The organism is Polaribacter septentrionalilitoris (assembly GCF_009832745.1).
In the GTDB taxonomy this organism is placed as follows: domain Bacteria; phylum Bacteroidota; class Bacteroidia; order Flavobacteriales; family Flavobacteriaceae; genus Polaribacter; species Polaribacter septentrionalilitoris.
Window position 1 is genome coordinate 125,560 of record NZ_VRMJ01000041.1, and the last position, 20,776, is coordinate 146,335.

17 protein-coding genes are annotated in these 20,776 nt (G+C 29.2%); 10 read left to right on the forward strand and 7 right to left on the reverse strand.

From position 1 onward, the window contains the following. From FP421_RS10730 to FP421_RS10740, 3 genes are all read right to left on the reverse strand, one after another. The gene (locus tag FP421_RS10730; protein WP_159950468.1) at positions 1-1,434 is read right to left on the reverse strand and encodes a M20/M25/M40 family metallo-hydrolase; all 1,434 of its coding nucleotides are present in this window, start codon (positions 1,432-1,434) and stop codon (positions 1-3) included. A gap of 65 nt (positions 1,435-1,499) precedes the next feature. After that, positions 1,500-3,257: a TonB-dependent receptor gene (locus tag FP421_RS10735; RefSeq protein ID WP_159950470.1), complete on the reverse strand. Its 1,758-nt coding sequence runs from the start codon at positions 3,255-3,257 to the stop codon at positions 1,500-1,502. Continuing rightward, entirely contained in the window at positions 3,257-6,310 is a 3,054-nt protein-coding gene (locus FP421_RS10740) for a tetratricopeptide repeat protein (RefSeq protein WP_159950472.1), read from the reverse strand. The genes FP421_RS10735 and FP421_RS10740 overlap by 1 nt, the downstream gene beginning before the upstream one ends. A 164-nt stretch (positions 6,311-6,474) precedes the next feature. Between FP421_RS10740 and FP421_RS10745 the strand changes: the two genes are divergently transcribed. Continuing rightward, complete coding sequence (locus FP421_RS10745) at positions 6,475-7,164, forward strand: cell division ATP-binding protein FtsE (protein ID WP_159950474.1); 690 nt, start codon at positions 6,475-6,477, stop codon at positions 7,162-7,164. On the opposite strand, the gene FP421_RS15220 is transcribed toward FP421_RS10745, so the two are convergent. Beyond that, positions 7,157-8,269: a glycosyltransferase family protein gene (locus tag FP421_RS15220; RefSeq protein WP_159950476.1), complete on the reverse strand. Its 1,113-nt coding sequence runs from the start codon at positions 8,267-8,269 to the stop codon at positions 7,157-7,159. The two genes, FP421_RS10745 and FP421_RS15220, sit on opposite strands and share 8 nt — an antisense overlap. 55 nt (positions 8,270-8,324) lie before the next feature. Here FP421_RS15220 and FP421_RS10755 point away from each other — a divergent pair, with 55 nt between their 5' ends. Next, positions 8,325-9,137 (forward strand): 2OG-Fe(II) oxygenase, encoded by an 813-nt coding sequence (locus FP421_RS10755; protein WP_159950478.1) that lies wholly within the window; start codon positions 8,325-8,327, stop codon positions 9,135-9,137. Here FP421_RS10755 and FP421_RS10760 read toward each other — a convergent pair whose 3' ends face one another. The 3 genes from FP421_RS10760 to FP421_RS10770 form a co-directional block, all read right to left on the reverse strand. Then, on the reverse strand, positions 9,138-10,223 hold the full coding sequence (locus FP421_RS10760) for a glycosyltransferase (RefSeq protein ID WP_159950480.1): 1,086 nt from the start codon (positions 10,221-10,223) through the stop codon (positions 9,138-9,140). A 491-nt stretch (positions 10,224-10,714) separates the two neighbouring features. Beyond that, on the reverse strand, positions 10,715-11,095 hold the full coding sequence (locus FP421_RS10765; RefSeq protein WP_159950482.1) for a RidA family protein: 381 nt from the start codon (positions 11,093-11,095) through the stop codon (positions 10,715-10,717). 42 nt (positions 11,096-11,137) lie between these two features. Then, a complete protein-coding gene (locus tag FP421_RS10770) occupies positions 11,138-13,825 on the reverse strand; it encodes a putative LPS assembly protein LptD (RefSeq protein ID WP_201288836.1) in 2,688 nt (895 codons plus the stop codon). Between the two features lie 92 nt (positions 13,826-13,917). Here FP421_RS10770 and FP421_RS10775 point away from each other — a divergent pair, with 92 nt between their 5' ends. The 8 genes from FP421_RS10775 to FP421_RS10810 all read left to right on the forward strand — a co-directional run bounded on the left by FP421_RS10775 (position 13,918) and on the right by FP421_RS10810 (position 20,771). After that, on the forward strand, positions 13,918-15,012 hold the full coding sequence (locus FP421_RS10775; protein WP_159950484.1) for an N-acetylmuramoyl-L-alanine amidase family protein: 1,095 nt from the start codon (positions 13,918-13,920) through the stop codon (positions 15,010-15,012). A 54-nt stretch (positions 15,013-15,066) separates the two neighbouring features. After that, positions 15,067-16,038, forward strand: a complete 972-nt coding sequence (locus tag FP421_RS10780; RefSeq protein ID WP_159950486.1) for an MlaD family protein — start codon at positions 15,067-15,069, stop codon at positions 16,036-16,038. A 23-nt stretch (positions 16,039-16,061) separates the two neighbouring features. Beyond that, the gene (locus FP421_RS10785) at positions 16,062-17,378 is read left to right on the forward strand and encodes a (Fe-S)-binding protein (RefSeq protein ID WP_159950488.1); all 1,317 of its coding nucleotides are present in this window, start codon (positions 16,062-16,064) and stop codon (positions 17,376-17,378) included. A 66-nt stretch (positions 17,379-17,444) separates the two neighbouring features. Continuing rightward, entirely contained in the window at positions 17,445-18,224 is a 780-nt protein-coding gene (locus tag FP421_RS10790; protein ID WP_159950490.1) for a (Fe-S)-binding protein, read from the forward strand. 1 nt (position 18,225) lies between these two features. Beyond that, on the forward strand, positions 18,226-18,609 hold the full coding sequence (locus FP421_RS10795) for a hypothetical protein (protein WP_159950492.1): 384 nt from the start codon (positions 18,226-18,228) through the stop codon (positions 18,607-18,609). 11 nt (positions 18,610-18,620) lie between these two features. Continuing rightward, complete coding sequence (gene menA / locus FP421_RS10800; RefSeq protein WP_159950494.1) at positions 18,621-19,562, forward strand: 1,4-dihydroxy-2-naphthoate octaprenyltransferase; 942 nt, start codon at positions 18,621-18,623, stop codon at positions 19,560-19,562. Positions 19,563-19,573: 11 nt separating this feature from the next. Continuing rightward, positions 19,574-20,251, forward strand: a complete 678-nt coding sequence (locus tag FP421_RS10805; RefSeq protein WP_159950496.1) for a metal-dependent hydrolase — start codon at positions 19,574-19,576, stop codon at positions 20,249-20,251. Positions 20,252-20,255: 4 nt separating this feature from the next. After that, positions 20,256-20,771: an SRPBCC family protein gene (locus FP421_RS10810; protein ID WP_159950498.1), complete on the forward strand. Its 516-nt coding sequence runs from the start codon at positions 20,256-20,258 to the stop codon at positions 20,769-20,771. The last annotated feature ends 5 nt before the right edge of the window (positions 20,772-20,776 follow it).

The following is a 20,776-nucleotide window of genomic DNA, read 5'->3' on the forward strand; positions in this document are numbered from 1 at the left end:
TTAAGGTTTTACAGGAGTATTGCTGTATAAATATTTATCCATCAGGTAAATAATACTTGCCATTGAAGCACTTCCTAATTCTAATTCTCTTTTATTTACCTTATCAAAAGTGTCTCTACTAGTATGATGGTAATCAAAATAGCGTTGAGAATCTGGTCTGTATCCCACCAAAGTAACATTTTCGCCTTTTAAAGGAGAAATATCTGCACCTGAACCACCTTTGTCTAAATCATGCAAACCATAAGGAGATAGTAATTTTTTCCAGCTTTGTACTAGTTTAGTATTGTCACTATTTGCATCAATAGAAAAACCTCTAGGAGTATGACCGCCAGCATCAGATTCTAAGCCACCAATATGATTTTCTTTATTTAGTTTTGCCAATTCAGCATATTTTTTAGCACCTCTTGTTCCGTTTTCTTCATTCATAAAAAAGACAACTCTTAAGGTGTTTTTGGGTTTGATGTTATTTTTTTTGAATAAATAAGCTACTTCTAAAGATTGTACAACTCCAGTTCCGTCATCATGAGCGCCTTCTCCTAAATCCCAAGAATCTAAATGACCTCCAACTACAAAAATATTTTCTGGAGTTTCGCTTCCTTTTATTTCACCCACTACATTAAAAGATGGTGCATCAGGTAAAGTTTTACAATTTTGTTTAAAATAGAATTTTAGATTTGGATTTTTTTGTAAATCATCACTTAAAATATTAGCAGCTTTAGAACTAATTGCAGCAGCTGGAATGTATTTGTCTTTTGGCAAGTTTCCATAACTCATTGTTCCTGTATGAGGAAAATCGTCAACAGAATTGGTCATTGAGCGCACAATTACGCCTTTAGCACCAAATTGACCACAAACAGCAGCACCTCTAACACGTTGACCAACACAACCACCATAAGCTCTAAATGTATTGATTAAAGTATTGTCAAAAGGACGATTAAAAAACACAATTTTACCTTTCATTTTATCTCCTAAAGCTCTGGCTTCATCTAAACTTTTAACTTCAATTACTTCTGCTAAAACTCCTTCTTTAGGAGTTGAAATAGAAAAACCTAAAGCACAAACAGGTACGTTTTTTTGCACACCATTAGTAGTATATGTTGCAATTTCTTTTTCACCTCTAACCCAATGAGGAACCATAACTGGTTGTAACCATACAGAATCTAAACCTACTTCTTTCATGATTTTTTCTCCCCATTCAACTGCTTTTTGAGCTTCTGGAGACCCAGATAATCTACCACCAATATTTTGAGTTAAGTCTCTAAGCCATTCATAAGATTTCCCTTCTGTTAAAGCAGAATTAAAGACAGTTTTGATTTTTGTAGAATCAATTTTTTCTTCTGAGGTTAAACTTGTAGAAATTATTGTTTTTTCTTGTTTTTGATTACAAGAAATAAATGCTAAAATTGAAAAGAATAAGAATAAGTTTTTTTTCATTTTGGAGTGATTTATTTTAATTTATAAATCTACGAAAATGAAATGATTATTTAATTTGGTGATTGTTAAAAATCAAACTTATAGGTAATTCCACCTAAAACTTGAAAACCTTGTGTATCAAAATTTGCGAATCTTTGGTATTGTGTATTTAATATGTTGTTAAACTTTAAGAAAGCTGAAAATTTATCATTAAAATGATAGCCTCCATTAAGGTTAACATCAACAAAAGAACTTATAGTTTGAATTCCTCCAATGCTTGACGGATATGTGTCATTATATAAAACATCTTTTCTTTCGCTAACATAGAAAATATTGGAAGTAGCATACCACTTGTTATTTTTATAAGTGGATGTTAATGAGGCTTCTATTGTTGGTAAATTCCAGTTCTCTAGAGCGTTTTCCATTTTGTATTGATTGTAAACTCCTTGTAATTTAAAAGCTATTTTTTTAGAGAAATCATATTCTAATTCTGTGAAAAAAGTAGTGGTTTTTACATCATCATAATATATGTAAAATGAGTTTCCGTATTCATAACCTAAAATAGAAAATCCATTGACAATATTATTTGTTCCATTAGATTTTGAAGCGTTTCTAATAAATAAAGGTTTGTCTTCTTCAGATTTTGAACCAGCTTTAATATTGTAGCTTAAGTTACTAAGAATTTTTCCTGTAAGTCCTACAAAAAAGTTAGATTTTTCTAAAGTCTGCGTTACAAATAGAGTAGGAGATACGTATGGATTTTCTTCTGTAAAGTTTTTATAAGTATTTGTATGAAGACCTCCTGAAAATCCACCATAAATATTTACATAATTCTCAAAAACAGTTGTTTCTAAAGCCAATTCAGGAATAAAAAGATGGTTGTTTGATTTGTTTTCAGAATCTATAGAAGAATAGAACTTTAACCCAACTTTATATGAAAAACTCTTATAGCTATTTTTATATTCAGGGTTTAAAAGTATAGTTAACGTACCGTAATTTATAGCGTCGAAATTGTCATATCCGTCTTTAAATGATCCTTTTAAATATTCTATACTTGTTTTTATAGCAATATCATTTAGTGTCGGACTCAAAAAGTTAAGGGGGAAGTCTAACTTTGCATCAAATTTTGCTAAAATTTCTGAAGTTTCATATCGATCTGTAAAGTAGGACAAGTTTAATTTTCCATAATCGATGTAAGAATCTTTAAATTTTACTTCACCGGAAACATCAAAATAGTTGTAAATCTGTTTTTCGTTAATTCCATTTATGGTAGGTTCTGTAAACATTAAGTTAGGTAACCCATACCAATTGTATTGATTTCTCTCTGAATTTAAGGTGATTTTCCAATCGAAATAGCGCGCTTGTTGTTTGTAAAAAGCTCCAATAGTAAAATTTGAAAAATTACTATTTAAAGATGTATTTCTAATATTATCTTCTGATGCTAAATACTTAGCTTGAAATCCGAATTCATTTTTAAATCTCGAACTATGATGAAGAAATGTTTCAAAAAAAGGTGAAGCATAATTTCCATAACCAGCAGCAAAATAATTTTTGTATATTCTTTCTTTAACACCAACATCTATACCTTTTATAGCACCGCTTTTAGGTACAAAAGTGGAAGCAACAGGAGCAGAAAAAATAGTATATTCTAGTTTTTTTTTCTTGTCCTTTTTTAGCAATTCAACAGTTGGGTTTATCTGAATTTTTTTAGCGTCTGCAATTTTAGGATTGTATTTAGTTACTACATTAACTACCTCTGTTTTAACGGTGTCTTTCCTCTTTTCTTGAGCAGAAATCCCCAAAAAAGTTACCAATAGAACAAATAATATGAAACCTTTTTTCATTAGTTTTTATTTTTTTTATCTGTATTTTTTTCTTCTACAGGTGAAACAGAATTATTTGTTTTGGCTTCGTTGGTTTTAATGATGTTGAGTTCTTTTTCTGCTTCAGCAACCAGATCTTCATACTGTTTAAAGTTTTTAATAATGTTTTCTAAAACAAAAGTAGCTTGGTATACATCTTTTAATCCGTAGTAATTTTTACCCATAATAATGTAGCTCCTCACTGCCCAATATTTATAGGCAGAATAATCAGCAATTAACTTCTGGACAACTTTGTTAGATGCTTCATAATCCTTTTGTTGATTTTTGAAAAAAGCACTATAATACAGAGCTTCAGCTTTTAATACCCCAGTAGCATTTCTTTCTATTTCTGTATAGAATTCCTCTGCAGTAAATAAATCACCATCTTTAAAAGCTGCTCTTGCAATGATAAGTTTTGCATCGTATTCTAAACTTTTTTCAAGTTTCCCTCTCAAAAGTAATTTTTTAGCATATTCAATTGCTAAGTCAAAAGCTTCAGTTTCATAATATCCTTTCATTAAATTACTTTGAGCAAAAAGAACATTTTCAGTAATATAAGCTTCTTGTTCTAATCTGTCTAATAAAGGTAGGGCATTGTTAAATTGGTCTTTGTTTAAATAAATTTGAGAGAGTTTACTTAAAGCAACTTCACTATACTCATTTTGTTCTTCTTCAAGAACTACTTCATAGTAGGCAATTGCTCTGTCAAATTCTTTTACTTTATAAAGGACATCTGCTAAATAATAATTTGATTTTAATCTATGGATACCGTCTGGAAATTGTTGCGTATATTTAGTTAAAGTTGCTATAATATCGTTACCGTCTTTAGATTCAAAATATTTCTTTTCTGCTGCTGCAAAGGCGGTGTTGTCTAGATCAGAATTGTTAATATTGATAAACTTGAGTGTTTTTATCCATTCTACATAATCTTCAACATTGCCCTCATCAATGTAAATATTTCTTGCATTAGCAACAGCTTCTAAAGCATCAGGAGAATTCGGAAATCGACTTGTAGTTTCTTTATATTTTTGTAGCGCTGCCAAGTTTTTGTCTTCACTGTAATATAATAAACCTTGACGCACAAAAGCCTTAGGAAGAAAAATACTATTGGGGTGTTTTGAAGCTAACCTATCATAAGCTTGATGTGCTTTTTCATTTTCTTTTATAGCTGTATAAGTTGCAGCTAATTGAAAAAGCGCATCATCTTTTAACGAAGAAACCTGATAATTATTTACAACATTAGTAAGAGCTTGTGTTTTTTTGCGATATTGCTTTGAAAACCCATAGCTCATTCCTATTTGATATTCTGCATAATCTGCATCAGCACCTAAATTATTTATAACTTTTTGATATGATGCAATGGCCTTGTCAAATTTTGTAATGGCAAAATAACTGTCTGCCAAACGAATTAAAGCATCGTTCTTAAAAGTGGTATCAATCGAATCATTTTTTATAAATGTTTGAAATGATTTAATTGAACTCTCATAGTTTTTGAGTTTAAAATTAGAATAGCCAATGTTGTAATCTAATAATAATAGATCTTCAATTTCTGTTGTTTTTGAGATATTATTAAATTTTTCTAGTGCCGTTTTATAATTTTTTAAACGATAATAACTCTCTGCTTCCCAATATTTAGCTCTGCTCTTTACCTCTTCGTTTTTAGATAGAACACTTTGTGCAAAAAAAAGAATTGCTTCTTTTACTTTTTTATCGTTTAATAACTGAATACCTCGATATAAGGCAACTTCTTGGATTATAGGTAAGTTTTTTTTTGCATTTTTTTCATTCAAAAAGACTAAAGCACCTTGATAATCTTGCTGATGTAAAAAAGAGGTAACAACCAAGTTTTTAATTTCATCGTAGGCTTTTGATTTTGGATAAGCTTTTAAATAATCTTGTAAAACTTCTGGTACACTTTTAAATGGGTTTCCTGTTTCATAGCTTAATTTTGCATAGTTTAAAGCAGCATCTTCTTTAATTTGCTGATTAAAATACATTTCTGATGCGGACTTAAATGCGTTTAAAGCTTCTGATTTTTGATTTAATTTCATATAACATTCACCCAAGTGATAATATGCGTTTTGAGCAACAGCGTTCTTCTCGTCTATAATTTTATTGAAATTACTAATCGCATTTTTAAAATCGTTTTGTTTATAATAAGCATATCCTAATTGATAAAAATCAGTGTTATTCCATTTCCCTTTTTTTCCTGTATAATCTTTTAAGTATGGAATTGCTTCCGCATATTTTTTTAAATTAAAATAGCTCTCTCCAATTATTTTAGAAATTTCTGATTTTTGCTTTCGTTTCACAGTTTTAATCAATTCCTCACCAATTCTAATAGAACGTTCAAATTTTCCTGCTTTAAAATTAATATCTAATAAATAGTAAGAAATTTCTAAACGATAGGTTTCGTTATCTTCAATTTCTTTTAGAGTAGATTCTGCGAGACCATAATCTTCTAGTTTGTAAGCAATATAGCCATAGTAATATCTAGAGTCATTCCCGTATAAAGGGCTGTTAATTAGTTGAATAAATTTTTTCTTTGATAGGTTTAAATTATTAGTTACCAAGTAGGCATATCCCATTTTAAAATTTAGTTCTTCTCTGTTTTCTTTAGAAAGTAAATCAAAACTAACTTTAGAGTACCACTTTAAAGCGTAAGCAGCTTTTTTATTGGCAAAATAGTAATTAGCAACATTAAAAATTGCACTATTTTTTTTACTACTATTAGGGTTGTTTTCTATAAATGTAAGAACTTTTTTATCGGCTTCTGGTTGGTTTAAACGCACAGCGCACATAGCATCATAATAAGAAGCATCAGCTTTTAAATTAGAGCCAATTTGAGGGTTATGAGTTACTTTAGTAAATGTTTTTTGAGCAGCAGCGTAAGCTTTGTTGTTAAAAAGACTAATACCATTATTAAATTCTGTAATAATATTTGTATCAATAATAGTTTGTTGGCTAAAACCAGAAAAGGATAGTAAAATTATTAAGAAAATAATATTATGTTTCTTAAAAACAGTAAACTTCATACAATTATTTTTGATACTCAAAATGGATAACGTAAAATTTTTCACTTTGTTTGATAACAATGTAAAAAAATAGTATAACATTTTAAATCAAAAGTAATAATTGTTTGTAATTCTTAGTATAAAATCAGCAGAAACTTTTAAGTTTGTAAAAACTATTTTTTCTTATGGATAAACCCGTTTTACATCTTGAGAATGCAGATATCTACCAAAGAGATAATTTGGTGTTGTCTAAAGTGAATTTAACTATTAATTCAGGTGATTTTTTTTATTTAATAGGTAAAACAGGCAGTGGGAAAAGTAGTTTAATGAAAACCTTGTATGGAGATTTAAAACTAAAAAAGGGTATTGGAAATATTGTTGGGTTTGATTTAAAGACACTTAAAGAAAAAGAAATTCCTTTTTTAAGAAGAAAAATAGGTATTGTTTTTCAAGATTTTAAATTATTGTCAGATAGAAACGTTTTTGAGAATTTAGAGTTTGTCTTAAAAGCAACTGGTTGGAAAGATAAAGGTGAGAGGAAAGAGAAAATTTATGAAGTTTTAGATAAAGTAGGTATGAAATCTCAATACTACAAAAAAACATTTGAACTGTCTGGTGGAGAACAACAACGAGTTGCAATTGCTAGGGCTTTGTTAAATGATCCTGAATTCATATTAGCTGATGAGCCTACAGGTAATTTAGATCCTAAAACTTCTCTAGAAGTGATGCATTTATTAAATGAGATTCATAAAAATGGAAAAACTATTTTAATGGCTACTCATGATTATCAATTAATTGTAAAATTCAAACAAAAAACCATTAAATGTGAAGGTGGAGAGTTGTTTGAAGTTGCTCAAAAAACAAATTCTATCTAAAAATAATTTCCATCATTTTTTTTGCAGCCTTTTCAGGTGAAAATGGCTCAAGTTTTTTCAACCTTTTTTCAACTTCTTTTTCTGTAAATTCTTTTTGAAAAAGGACTTCTGTTTTTTTTAGAATTTCTTCTCTAGAGTTAGCTGTTTCACAAATTGTTTCTAAACCTGTATCTTCTATTAAAGGAGAGTTTGCAATTATAAATTTTCCTTTATAAAGTGTATTTAGAAGTTTTAATTTGATTCCTGTTTTTTGAAAAGTAAATAATGTATTTATATGGGCTTTTGTAAATAACTTATTTAAATCTTGCTGTGTTGGAATTTGTTCAATAGAAATATTTTCGTATTTATTTACTTCTTCAATAATATCATTTTCTTTTATAGAAGTTGCAATAACAAATTTATATTTAGTGTTTTTATAGATATCAATTAAAAACAAACAAGCTTTTATATTATCTGCAACTCTTAAATCTCCATGATATAATATAAAGTCTCCTTTTTTATTATCATTAGTATAAATTATAGCTTCATGGAAAGCTGGTAAATAAATGGTTTTATTTTTAAAATTTTCAGAAAAATAGTTCTGCTCAAAAGGAGAAATTGTAAAAATTGCTTTAGCTTTCTTAAGGTTTTTTTCAAATTTTTTAAGTTTAAACCCTTCTAGATAAAAAAATAGTTTTCTTAAGATGTTTTTTTCGCTTTTAGCTAAGCCATAAAAATAGGAATGCTCAATATTATGTGTTCTTACGTAGCATTCTTTTAAATTAAATTTATAAAGCGGATATATTGTATGTAATCCTTCAAATAAAATAGGGCAATCTAAATCTTTAAGGTTTGAATTTAACGCTTGGTTAACTCTACTCTTTAACCTAAATGGTAATATAGAAAAGATAGAAGTAAAAGTGTTGTTTCTTTTGTAATACGTAACTTTTTCACAATAGTTTTCTAGCTCTTTTTGTTTTTTTTTATGATCAAAAATGTAGGTATGTAAATAAATTTTTACACCCAATTTATGAAGCTCTTTTATTTTATAAAATACATCTATAATTCCACCATAATTGGGAGGATAAGGTATGTCAAAAGAAACGATATGCAATCTTTTACTCATATATTACAAAGTTAAAACTAAAAGCAATAACTTTATACTTTATTCGAAAGGAATTATGAAAAGAGACGAATTAGCCAATATTATATTTCAGAATATATCTAATCAAAAAGAAAATCTTAAAAATAAATTTTTAAATCATAGTGATGAAATTGGTTTTTTTTATTTAGATGATTTACTACCCGAAGAAATTGCACTTAAAGTGTATAAATGTTTTCCTAGTTTGGTTGATACAGTTAAGAGAAATAGTATTAGAGAATTAAAATATACTGCTTTTCAAATGGATAAGTACGACTCGATTTTAGAAGAAATTACATACGCTTTTCAAGATATGAAGCTTGTAAAGCTTATTGCTGATATTTGTGATATTAGTGAAGTTTATGCAGATGAAAATTTATATGCTGGTGGACTATCTTTAATGGAAAAAGGAAATTTTTTGAATCCTCATTTAGATAATTCTCACGATAAAGATAGAAATAGATGGCGAGTTTTAAATCTTTTGTATTATGTAACTCCTGGTTGGGAATTAGATTTTGGAGGCAATTTAGAGGTTTGGCCTAAAGGATTGAAAAAGAATCAAATTACCATAGAGAGTAAATTTAATAGACTAGTTGTTATGGCAACACATCAAAATTCATGGCATTCTGTAAGTAAAGTTCAAGTAGATAAAGTAAGGTGTTGTGTTTCTAATTATTATTTTTCTGATAAACCTCTCTTAAAATCAGATACTTTTCATGTAACAACTTTTAGAGGAAGACCAAAAGAAAAAATAAAAGATTTAATTTTACGAGTAGACAATACACTACGACAAGGTTTGCGTGTTTTGTTTAAAAAAGGAGTAAGAGAAAATCCACATCAATATAAAAAATAACTACTTTAAGTTATTAAAAACAGAAAGTAATTCCTTTTCTTCTTTTTCCCATATCAATTTATTTTTTGCTTTTTTAAGATTGCTAGAATAATCTTTTAATAGCATTTCTTTTATTTGTTTGGCCATAGATTTAGAATCTCTACTTGTTAAGACTTCACCTATTTTATGCTCTCTAACAATTTGCTTCATTTCTGGTAAATTTGAAACCAAAACAGGAACTTCTGCTTGAACATAATCGAAAATTTTATTAGGTAAAGCATAGGTGTAGTTTAATCCTAAATTTTCCTCGATACTAATTCCTAAATCTGCTAAAGGTGTTAGTTTTTGAAGTTCTTCGGGTATTAATCTTCCTAAAAAATAAACTTGGTTTTCCAATTTTTCTTGAGTTACTAATTTTTTTAATTCCTCAAAAATATCACCAGAACCAATTATCACTAATAAGAAACCTGGAAGTAAATTCATAGTTTTTATCATTAATTCTAAGCCTCTTCCAACATTAATAGCACCTTGATATATAATTATTCTTTTATTTTGTATACTAAAATTAAATTCTCCTTTTGTTATTTTTTTTTGTGTCGGAAAGTTTCTAACAATCTTGAAATTTGTTTTGTATTTCTTGTTGTAGTATTCTGCGATACTTTTACAAACAGTGTAAGAGTTTCTTACTTTTGGTAAAAAAAAGTTTTCTAAACTTACCCATACACTTTTTACAAATGGTCTCTCAACTAACTCAGGTATTTCAGAGAATAATTCGTGACTATCGTACACTAATTTTTTTCTTTGAAGAAAACTTACCATGTAGTTTGCGCTGAGTGTGTCAAGATCATTAGAGAGTAAAATATCTTTTTTTGAGAAGAAAAGAATAAAAAAAAGTCTAATATTAAATTCAATGTAAAAAAAAACACTGTTGTTAAAAAACAATGATATTCTTTTTGTTTTGTAGTTTCTGTTAACAGGAGTACTGTTTTTAAGGACTCTGCCTATTAAAAGAATGTCAAAATTATTTTTCTGTAAAGTATTACAGATTTTTGATACTCTTTGATCGGTAGATAAATCATTGGTAACAGAAATAATTATTCTTTTCAAAATCTTTATTTATTGCAATATATAACAAAATATTTTTTGTCTAATTATATTTATTCAACATAAATAGCATTTAGTATTTTTTTAAATATAGGTTTAAATCTTGAAAAATGTCAAATAAAAAAAATGGTTATATTGCAAATCAAATTGTTTGAAAAAGTTTAATTAATATTAACTTTTTAATCCCCTAAAAAATGTGCAAGTGTCCTTCCTGCGACTCTAGTTTTCGCAAAAGAGTACCCAGAAATTTATTGTTAAAATTGATTCCAAAAGCCAAAGCTTACAAATGCTATCGCTGTAGAACAAAGTATTTATTTGTTCCTTATTTGATGCCACCTGTAATTTTGTTAAAAGGAAAAAGAAAAATAAAAGAACAACATGTTTTTACAACAAAAAAACTAATTATTGATTAAAAAAAAGCCTCCATATTTTGGAGGCTTTTTACATGTTTCTATTTCTATTAATTTTAATTAAGAATTAATGATAAAGAATAATTATTTAACAGCGATGGCACTAATTTCTACATTTACAAATTTTGGTAGATTGGCCACTTCTACTGTTTCTCTAGCAGGAGCAGTTGCTTCATTGAAATACTCACCATATACGGCATTTATTTCAGAAAAATTATTCATGTCAGAAATGAAAATGGAGGTTTTAATAACATTTTCAAAAGTCATATCTGCAGCTTCCAAAACTTCTTTTAGGTTATTCATCACTTGTTTTGTTTCATCTTTTATTGAACTTAAAATAAGTTCTCCAGTTTCTGGATTAATAGCAATTTGCCCAGAGGTATACAAAGTATTTCCAGTCAAAACAGCTTGATTATATGGTCCAATAGGAGCAGGAGCTTTTGTTGTTGTGATTATTTTTTTCATATTTATTTTAAAGTAAAAAATGATTTATAGATTAGTTAACAATTAAAAAAGTCTTCTATCTGGTGGTTTATTTTTATCCCATTTTAAATCAGCTAAAACAGAAGATTTTACACCAATAAAAAAAGTGTAAGAAGTTTGTGTTCCAAAAGGTACCCAGTTAAAGTTAAATTGCCAACTGTCTAAATCTCTTGTAAAGTTAAATCTAGAAAATGTAAATGCTCCATCTTTAATGTCGTAACCAGAAGAATAACCCATACTCCATTTGGGTGATAGTTGGATGTTTCCACTAAACATTAAACTATGTATACCAATTTTTCCAGGTGTAATTCCGTTGTTAGAATAGTTTGCAGAGTAGGCTAAATTGATAGTCCAAGGTACTTTTGCATTATAGAGTTTTGCCTCTTTATTTTTGTTATCGGATTTTGTGTTCATTCCGTTTCCTCCTCCAAATTGATTTGAAGTGTTAATATTGCCACCAATAATATCCCCTACGTTCTGGGCGCCATTACCATTTTTGTTATTAGTTTCATCTTTTTTATCTTTATTAAAATCACTACTAGAAAGTGAATAATTTGCAGTTAAGTTTGCGTTGGTTAGCCTAAAAACTTTTGGGTTAAATTTGTTAATTCTTCTTCCATTTTCATTTACTTGATAGGGGTCTAAAGATCCGTTAAAGTTAATGGCTAATTTATCTTTTAGTAATCTTGTTCCGGCCGAAAAACTAACAGGAGACCAACGTAAACTATCAGCAGCTATATTGTAAGAACTACTAAAGTTTAGATTGTTTAAAATCATTATTTTTTCATCTTTCTCATCGCTGTCAGGATCTTTTGGGGCCACTTTAGCTTCGATAACATTATTTAATGAAATACTAATTGAGTTACTTAAACCAGAAGAAGGTGCCCCATAAATACCTTGGTCAAAAACTGTGTATTCTAATATATCACTTGCATCAGCGCTCTGCTGAACTTTTTTAATGTGTTGATCTTTAAAATCGGGTCTATAAGAATAAGAAATAGAAGGTCTAAAAGTGTGACGAATTGCTTTTAAACGCCCTTTTTTAAAATTAAAAGTACCATAAATATTAGTAGATAAACTAACGCCTGCGTTATATTCTCTGTAACTTTTAAATCCTCTTAATGTATCCGTAACGACTACATTTTGAGTGGCATCATAGTTTTTTTGAATATAATCGAAATGCCAAACTTCTTCATAATTTACACTTGGTGATAAAGTAAAATATTTGAAAGCTTTTATGTTTGTATTTGTTCCTGTTCTGTGTTGTATTCCTGATCTTGCTGTTTCAAACATTTTGCTTGTAAAAAACTCATCATCAGTGGTGTTAATTAAGTATTGACCTTGTAAAGTGTAATTAAAACCCATTTTTTGAATAGGTGTTTTTTGAATTCCTCCTTTTCCTGCAAAAGGGAAAATACGATCCATATTAACATTCAAAGAAGGCAAAGTCATAGAGATGTTACCTGTGTTTGTGTTTTGTGTATGGGTTGCAGTTACATTCATGTTGAAAGGAGTACCTACAAAATTTTTACTGTAATTAATAGATGAATTGAATGTGTTTGTTTGAGATTGAGAAACGTTAAATTGATTAAGTGTTTCTCTAAAGAAACGACTACTTCCTAAGTTTACTGATGCTGTAAACCTTGAGTTTGGACTAGCTTTAGCGTCTTGACTGTGAGACCACCTTATGTTGAAATTATTAGCTTTACTAAAGTCGTCAAACCCCCTTATACCATTAATAATGTTTTCGAAATTTAAAGAAAAAGTTCCATTAAAACGATATCTTTTTCTATAGTTAGAATTAATTCTTGCCCCCCAACTTCCATTAGACCAAGCGTCACCTAAGACAGTTAAATCTACATAATCATTTATAGCAAAGTAATAACCTCCATTTTGAAATCCTATCCCTCTATCTGTACTTCCTGTATCAAAAGCAGGGATTAAAAATCCTGAAACGCTAGTTTCACTCAGAGGAAAGTAGGCAAAAGGAATAAAAATTGGTGTTGGGATATCTGCTAAGACTAAATTACTAGAACCCACAATAATTTTTTTACCAGGGACTAATTTTGCTTTGTTAGTTGCTATATAGTAGTCAGGAATTTCTTTTTCTGATGTTGTAAATCTAATTTTCCGAACATAAATTGTAGAATCATTTACTCGCTTGGTTTTTGTACCATAAGTAAACATTTCTCCTTGTTTGGTTTTTAAGCCATAGATTAAAGCGCGTTTACTTTTTAAATTATAAATTATTGAATCTTGCTCTGATTCTTGACCACCTTGTTTAAAAACTGGTCGTTGCGTGTACCCTGTACTATCAATAATTCCTTTTGCAAATAGAGTGTTTTTTTTATAATCAACAACTATAATTCCAGCTTTTAAATCAATATCTGTATAGGTAATATTGGCTTCATTGTATAAAGTGACAGTTTGATTCTTAGCATTTTGAATAGTGTAATCTTTGGCTACGTGAGTAATTATATCCTCCACTGTTTCCTTAGGTTTTATAGAATCTTGCGCAATTGTATCTGTTTTTTTTAAGGCAAGTGAATCTTTTTTTAGATTAAGAATTGCCTCTTTTTTAGAAACAAGAGTATCATTTTTCACCTTAGAAATAGCTTTCTTTTTTTTGTTAGGAATATTTTCTTGTGAAAGCCCAATTTCAATAAAAAATATACAGCAAAATAAAAGTATGTATGATAGGTTTGTTTGCAATGCTATAAATACTATTTTTGTATGCGGGTAAAAGTATGGCTCAATATTTGAAGCACCAAATTTACGTTGCCAAAATTAGTTAAATTTTATTGATGCAATCTAAACAAAACAACAAAATTAATCCTAAAGTAAGAATTCTCTTTTTTTTCTTATTTATTACTTTTTTTGTAGCCAATACCACCTTAATTTATAGTCAAAAAAATTACGTAGTAGTTTTAGATGCGGGGCATGGAGGTAAAGATCCAGGGAATTTAGGAAATGGGTATAAGGAAAAAAATATAGCATTAAAAGTAACATTAGCTGTTGGTAAAAGACTTTCCAAACAAAAAGATATTAAAGTAGTATATACGAGAAAAAAAGATACTTATCCACCTTTATGGAAAAGAGGTGAGATAGCCAACAATGCAAAAGCAGACTTGTTTGTTTCTATCCATTGTGATTCTTATCAACCGAGACCAAGTGCACATGGAGCAGGTACTTTTGTACTAGGATTAAGAGGTAATAAAAAAAACTTAGAGATTGCAAAGAGAGAGAATGCATCAATTCTTTTAGAAGATAATTATCAAGAAAAGTATAAAGGTTTTGACCCCAATTCTGCAGAATCTGTTATAGGTTTATCATTGTTGCAAGAAGAAAATTTAGCTAAAAGTTTGGCTATTGCAAGTTTGATTCAAAATAATTTTGCCAATAAATTAAAAAGGAATGACAGAAAGGTGAAGCAAGATAATTTTCAGGTTTTGAGAGAAACCATTATGCCTAGTGTGCTTATTGAATTAGGTTTTTTAACCAATAAAAAAGAAGGCAGGTATTTAAATTCGTCTAAAGGACAATCACAAATGGCAGTTGCTATTGCTGATGCCATAACTAAATATATCAATAACCTAAAAATTAATACAGTTTCTAATAATACCGTTACCAAAGTATTTAATGCAATTGAATATAAAATTCAAATAGCTTCTGGTAAAAATAGAATAGCTACAAAATCATATAATTTTAAAGGTTTAAAAGGAGTACAAAGAGTAAAGGTAGGTTCTTATTATAAATACTATTATGGAGTTTCATCCAATTTTAAAGAGGTTAAGAAATCTTTGAAAAAAGCAAAAACAAAAGGATATTCCTCAGCTTTTATAGTAGCATTTAAAAATGGTGAAAAGTTATCTATCAAAGACGCTTTGAAAATGCAGTAATTTAGATGGTTTCTCCCAAAAATTATTAGTAATATTGTTATTAAATTATATTCTATGTCTAAAGAGTTAAAAACAGGAATTGTAGCCTTAATTGTAATTGTAATTTTTATATGGGGTTACAACTTTTTAAAAGGACAAAATTTACTAGATACAAATACTAGGTATTATAATGTTGAGTATAAAAATATTGGAGGTCTAAGTAATTCTAGTTTAGTAACTATTAATGGCTTAAAAGTAGGTTCTGTAGTTGAGATTGATTTCAATAAAAAAGAAGGTAAAAGAGGAGAATTGTTAGTGAAATTTAGTGTTGAAAAAGATTTTGAGTTTTCAAAAAAGAGTGTTGTTAAAATTTATTCACCAAGTCCATTAGGAGGTTCTAACCTAGCAATTATTCCTAATTATGAAGGAGAAAATGCAGTTTCTGGAGATTTTTTAATAGGTGAAATTGAATCTAGTTTATTTACTTCTATTGGTGAGCGTTTAGATCCTTTGCAGCATAAACTAGAACATGTAATTGTTAGTGCAGATTCTTTATTTAGAAACCTAAATCATGTTTTAGATAAAAAAACCCAAGAGAGTTTAAAGTCATCTGTTAGAAATTTAGAATTTACATTAGTAGAGGTAAAAAAAACAATGTTGTCTATAAACGGTATCATAGATTCCACTTCTACAACATTGCAAGAAACAGTTGATAATACAAAGCTTATTACAGATAATTTTGCCAAAGTTTCAGATACTATTGTAAATGCTAATATTGGAAATATTATCAAAAAAACTGAGGTTACCTTGAACTCAATGAATAAAATGCTTTCCGGAATTAATAATGGGCAAGGAACCTTAGGGAAGTTTGTTACAGATGAACAGTTGTATACGAATCTAACTTCGATGTCTAAAGAATTAGAAGAATTGTTGAGAGAAATGAAGTTAAACCCAAAAAGATTTGTCCATTTTTCATTATTCGGTAAAAAAGCGAAGCCTTATAATCCTAAAAAGGATAAAGAGCTAGAAAAAGAAGGCAATAAATAACCTATTTTAAACTTTAAAATAAGATGCAATATATACCAAACATATTATTTGCTATAGCTTTGGCTGTAGGTCTAGGATTTTTTGTGATGAACATTCGCAAGTTATCTAGAAACATCAAATTAGGAAAAGATGTAGATAGAAAAGATAGAAAATCCGAACGACTAAAAAATATGATTATGATTGCACTTGGGCAATCTAAAATGGTAAAAAGACCTTTTTCAGGGTTCTTACACATAATTGTTTATGTTGGTTTTATCATTATTAATATAGAAGTCTTAGAAATTATCATAGATGGATTGTTTGGAACTCACAGAGTTTTTCAAGGAATTATAGGTGATGCATTTTATGGTTTTTTAATAGGGACTTTCGAAATTTTAGCAGCATTAGTATTTGTTACAGTCATTATTTTTTGGACAAGAAGAAATGTAGCTAATATCAAACGCTTCTTAAGTAAAGAAATGAAAGGATGGCCCAAAAAAGATGGAAACCTAATTTTATACTTCGAAATGGTTTTAATGACTTTATTTTTAGTAATGAATGCTTCAGATGCACCATTTCAAGAAGCTGGAGTTGGAAACCCAATAAGTCAGTTCTTTGTTCCATTATTTGAGGGTTTTACACCAGAAAATTTGCACATCATTGAAAGAACTGCTTGGTGGATTCATATTTTAGGAATTTTAGTGTTCTTAAATTACCTCTATTACTCAAAGCATTTACACATTTTATTGGCTTTTCCAAATACATATTTTGCGAATTTGAATCCCAAAGGACAATTCAATAACTTAGAATCTGTTACTAATGAGGTTAAATTGATGATGGATCCAAGTGCAGATCCTTATGCAACACCCGCTGAAGGAGCAGAAGATGAAGTGCCAGAAAAATTTGGAGCATCTGATGTTACCGACCTAAACTGGGTGCAATTGCTAAATGCATACACATGTACAGAATGTGGAAGATGTACTTCATCTTGCCCAGCAAATTTAACAGGTAAGAAATTATCACCTCGTAAAATCATGATGGATACTCGTGATCGTCTAGAAGAAGTTGGTAGAAATATCGATGCAAATAAAGGTGAGTTTAAAGATGATGGTAAGCAACTTTTAAACGATTATATTTCTCCAGAAGAATTATGGGCATGTACAAGCTGTAATGCTTGTGTAGAAGAATGTCCTGTAAATATAGATCCATTATCTATCATTATGGATATGAGAAGATATTTAGTGATGGAACAAAGCGCTGCGCCTCAAGAATTAAATATGATGATGACTAATATTGAAAATAATGGAGCGCCTTGGCAATATAATCAACAAGACAGATTAAACTGGGTTAACGAAGAGTAAATAATTTTTCAATTAATAATTATCAATTTCAATTTTTTTTAATTGATAATTCAAAATTTGTAATTTATGATAGTACCAACAATGGCAGATATGATGGCTCAAGGCAAACAACCAGAAGTGTTGTTTTGGGTTGGAGCAGCAGGAAGTTATGACGATAAAGCTAAAAAAATATCAAGAGCATTTGTAAAAATTTTACATCAAGCTAATGTAGATTTTGCTGTTTTAGGTACAGAAGAATCGTCTACAGGAGATGCTGCAAAAAGAGCAGGAAATGAGTTTTTGTTTCAGATGCAAGCCATGATGAATATCGAAGTTTTAAATGCATACGAGGTTAAAAAAATTGTGACTTGCGATCCACATTCTTTCAACACATTAAAAAATGAATATCCCTCTTTAGGTGGAAAATATGAAGTATATCACCATACACAATTCATTCAGGATTTAATCAAAGAAGGAAAACTAAAAATTAACGATACTACTTTAAAAGGAAAGCGACTTACATTTCATGATCCTTGTTATTTGGGTAGAGCTAATGAGGTGTATGAATCTCCAAGAGATCTAATTAGAAAATTAGGAGTAAATCTAACCGAAATGAAACGCCATAAATCTACAGCATTATGTTGTGGAGCTGGGGGAGCACAAATGTTTAAAGACGCTGAAGCAGGTGATAAAGAGGTTAATATATTGCGTACTGAAGATGCTTTAGAAACCAAACCTCAAATTATAGCAACTGGTTGCCCTTATTGTAAAACAATGATGACAGATGGAATTACGTTTAAAGAAAAAAGTGCTGAGGTAGAAGTAAAAGATATTGCAGAACTAATTGCAGAGGCTAATAATTTATAATATGAAAAAAATACTATTACTATTTACAGTCTCTTTATTCATTTTATCATGTGGTAAAGAAGAAAGTAAGAAAAAAGAAGTTCAAACAATAAAAAAAGATACAATTGTTCAGCCAGAAAAGGTTATCGTTGAGGAGGTTGAACCTCAACAATTTTTTACAGTTCAAATAGCGGCATTAAGACAGAGAAATGATAAACTTGAAAAGTTAGAAAATATTCAAGTATTTCTAGAAGATGGTTATATTAAATACAGATTAGGAGATATACCAACTTATGAAGAAGCACACAAGTATAGAGATTCTATAATACATAAATATCCTGGAGCTTTTGTGCAAGCAATTAAAGGTACAATTGCAATATCAATTAGAGATGCATTACAGCAATAAATAAGTTGTAAATGTTTAAAAACTATATAAAAGCAGCTCGTTTACGCACATTGCCATTATCTGTTTCTGGGATAATTGTTGGTTGTTTCTTGGCAAACTTTATAAATGATATGCATCCAGCAAATTATAATTTATTGGAATTATTTTGCATTCATAGAGAAGAAAATTACTGGATTTTTGTTTTAGCTATTCTAACCACAATAGGATTTCAAGTACTATCAAATTTTGCGAATGATTATGGTGATGGAATAAAAGGTTCAGATAAAAATAGAGAAGGAGAAGAAAGAATGGTTGCTTCTGGAGCAATCTCACCAAAACAAATGAAATCAGCAATGATTATCACCACAATATTCACTTTAATTATTGCAATTTTATTGATATATGTTGCTTTTGGTAAAGAAAATTTTGGGTATTCCATCTTGTTTTTTGGACTAGGAATTGCATCAATTGCAGCAGCCATAAAATATACTGTGGGTAATTCAGCCTATGGATACTCTGGTTTTGGTGATGTGTTTGTATTTTTGTTTTTTGGGTTATTAAGTGTAGTTGGTAGCTATTTTTTGTATACAAAATCCATCAACTTTAAAATCTTTTTACCCGCAATTTCTATTGGTTTGTTAAGTACTGCTGTATTGAACTTGAATAACCTTAGAGATCGAGAACAAGATAAAAAGAATCATAAAAATACCTTAGTGGTAAAATTGGGGGCAGGAAAAGCAAAAAAATACCATTATTTCTTGATTTTTGGTGCTTTACTTGCGTCATTAATTTTTGTATTTTTAGATTTCAAAAGTCCTTTGCAGCTTTTGTTTTTAGTGGCTTTTATTCCATTGATAAAAAATGTAATTACTGTGGCTCAAAATAAAATTCCATCAGAATTAGATAAAGAATTGAAAAAAGTAGCATTGAGCACTTTTTTATTCGCAATTTTATTCGGAATCGGACAATTATAAAAACTCATATTATGAAGATTACTTTTTACGGACATGCTTGTTTTGGAATCGAAATTGAAAAAACTAATATTTTAATAGACCCTTTTATTACAGGAAATGAATTGGCATCTGATATTGATGTTACTAAGATAAAAGCAGATTATATTCTGTTAACGCATGCGCATCAAGATCACGTTTTAGATGTTGAGGTAATTGCGGAAAGAACAGGTGCTACAATTGTTTCTAATTATGAAATAGCCATGTATTATCAGGCTAAAGGATTTAATATTCACCCTGTAAATCATGGAGGAACCTACACAACAGAAACCTTTTCTGCTAAGTATGTCAATGCAATTCATACTTCCTCTTTTGCAGATGGTACTTATGGTGGGCAACCTGGAGGTTTTGTTATTTCTGCAAATGACAAAAACCTATATGTAGCAGGAGATACAGCCTTAACTATGGATATGAAATTGATTCCGTTATCATATAAAATTGATTGTGCGATTTTACCTATAGGGGATAACTTTACTATGGGAATTGATGATGCAATTATTGCAAGCGATTTTGTAGCATGTAACACTGTAATTGGCTGTCACTTCAATACATTTCCTCCAATAACAATTAATATAGATGATGCAAAATCTGCATTTGAATCCAAAGAAAAAGAATTAAAAATTTTAGAAATAGGAAGTTCAATCTCCATTTAGTAAAATGAAAACAATCAAAGTAATTTTAAGTATTATCTCTGTTTTAGTATTGGCATTTTTTTTAACAGGTTTAATTGTAAAAGAAACCAACTATTCAGCAGAAATCTCGGTAAATAAACCTTTAAAAGAAGTATTTAAGCTCTTTAATGAACCAGGAAATGTGCAACAATGGATTCCTGAAATAAAATCTATTGATACTTTAAAGCTAAATCCAAGTTTTACTGGTAGCGAGTTTAAAATGGTGGTTGATAATCAAGGTCAAGAAATTACCATGATAGAAAAAATCATGGCTTATGTGCCAAATGAAAAAATTACGTTGTTTTTTGACGCAGAAAACATGTTAAAAACAGATAATTATGTGTTTACCGAAAAAGAAGGCAATACAGTTATTACTTTAAACTCAAGTTGCCAAAGCGATTCTTATATTATGGCGTGTATGTTTCCTTATTTTGAGGGAGTTTTTCAAGAACAAGATCAAACGTATTTGAATAATTTTAAAGCGTACGCAGAAAAACAATAACTTCT

What these genes read in the sequence shown, in the direction of transcription:
- FP421_RS10730 (WP_159950468.1), bottom strand. Translation starts at nt 1,434, where the DNA reads ATGAAAAAAAACTTATTCTTATTCTTTTCAATTTTAGCATTTATTTCT.
- FP421_RS10735 (WP_159950470.1), bottom strand. Translation starts at nt 3,257, where the DNA reads ATGAAAAAAGGTTTCATATTATTTGTTCTATTGGTAACTTTTTTGGGG.
- FP421_RS10740 (WP_159950472.1), bottom strand. Translation starts at nt 6,310, where the DNA reads ATGAAGTTTACTGTTTTTAAGAAACATAATATTATTTTCTTAATAATT.
- FP421_RS10745 (WP_159950474.1), top strand. Translation starts at nt 6,475, where the DNA reads ATGGATAAACCCGTTTTACATCTTGAGAATGCAGATATCTACCAAAGA.
- FP421_RS15220 (WP_159950476.1), bottom strand. Translation starts at nt 8,269, where the DNA reads ATGAGTAAAAGATTGCATATCGTTTCTTTTGACATACCTTATCCTCCC.
- FP421_RS10755 (WP_159950478.1), top strand. Translation starts at nt 8,325, where the DNA reads ATGAAAAGAGACGAATTAGCCAATATTATATTTCAGAATATATCTAAT.
- FP421_RS10765 (WP_159950482.1), bottom strand. Translation starts at nt 11,095, where the DNA reads ATGAAAAAAATAATCACAACAACAAAAGCTCCTGCTCCTATTGGACCA.
- FP421_RS10775 (WP_159950484.1), top strand. Translation starts at nt 13,918, where the DNA reads ATGCAATCTAAACAAAACAACAAAATTAATCCTAAAGTAAGAATTCTC.
- FP421_RS10780 (WP_159950486.1), top strand. Translation starts at nt 15,067, where the DNA reads ATGTCTAAAGAGTTAAAAACAGGAATTGTAGCCTTAATTGTAATTGTA.
- FP421_RS10785 (WP_159950488.1), top strand. Translation starts at nt 16,062, where the DNA reads ATGCAATATATACCAAACATATTATTTGCTATAGCTTTGGCTGTAGGT.
- FP421_RS10790 (WP_159950490.1), top strand. Translation starts at nt 17,445, where the DNA reads ATGATAGTACCAACAATGGCAGATATGATGGCTCAAGGCAAACAACCA.
- FP421_RS10795 (WP_159950492.1), top strand. Translation starts at nt 18,226, where the DNA reads ATGAAAAAAATACTATTACTATTTACAGTCTCTTTATTCATTTTATCA.
- menA (WP_159950494.1), top strand. Translation starts at nt 18,621, where the DNA reads ATGTTTAAAAACTATATAAAAGCAGCTCGTTTACGCACATTGCCATTA.
- FP421_RS10805 (WP_159950496.1), top strand. Translation starts at nt 19,574, where the DNA reads ATGAAGATTACTTTTTACGGACATGCTTGTTTTGGAATCGAAATTGAA.
- FP421_RS10810 (WP_159950498.1), top strand. Translation starts at nt 20,256, where the DNA reads ATGAAAACAATCAAAGTAATTTTAAGTATTATCTCTGTTTTAGTATTG.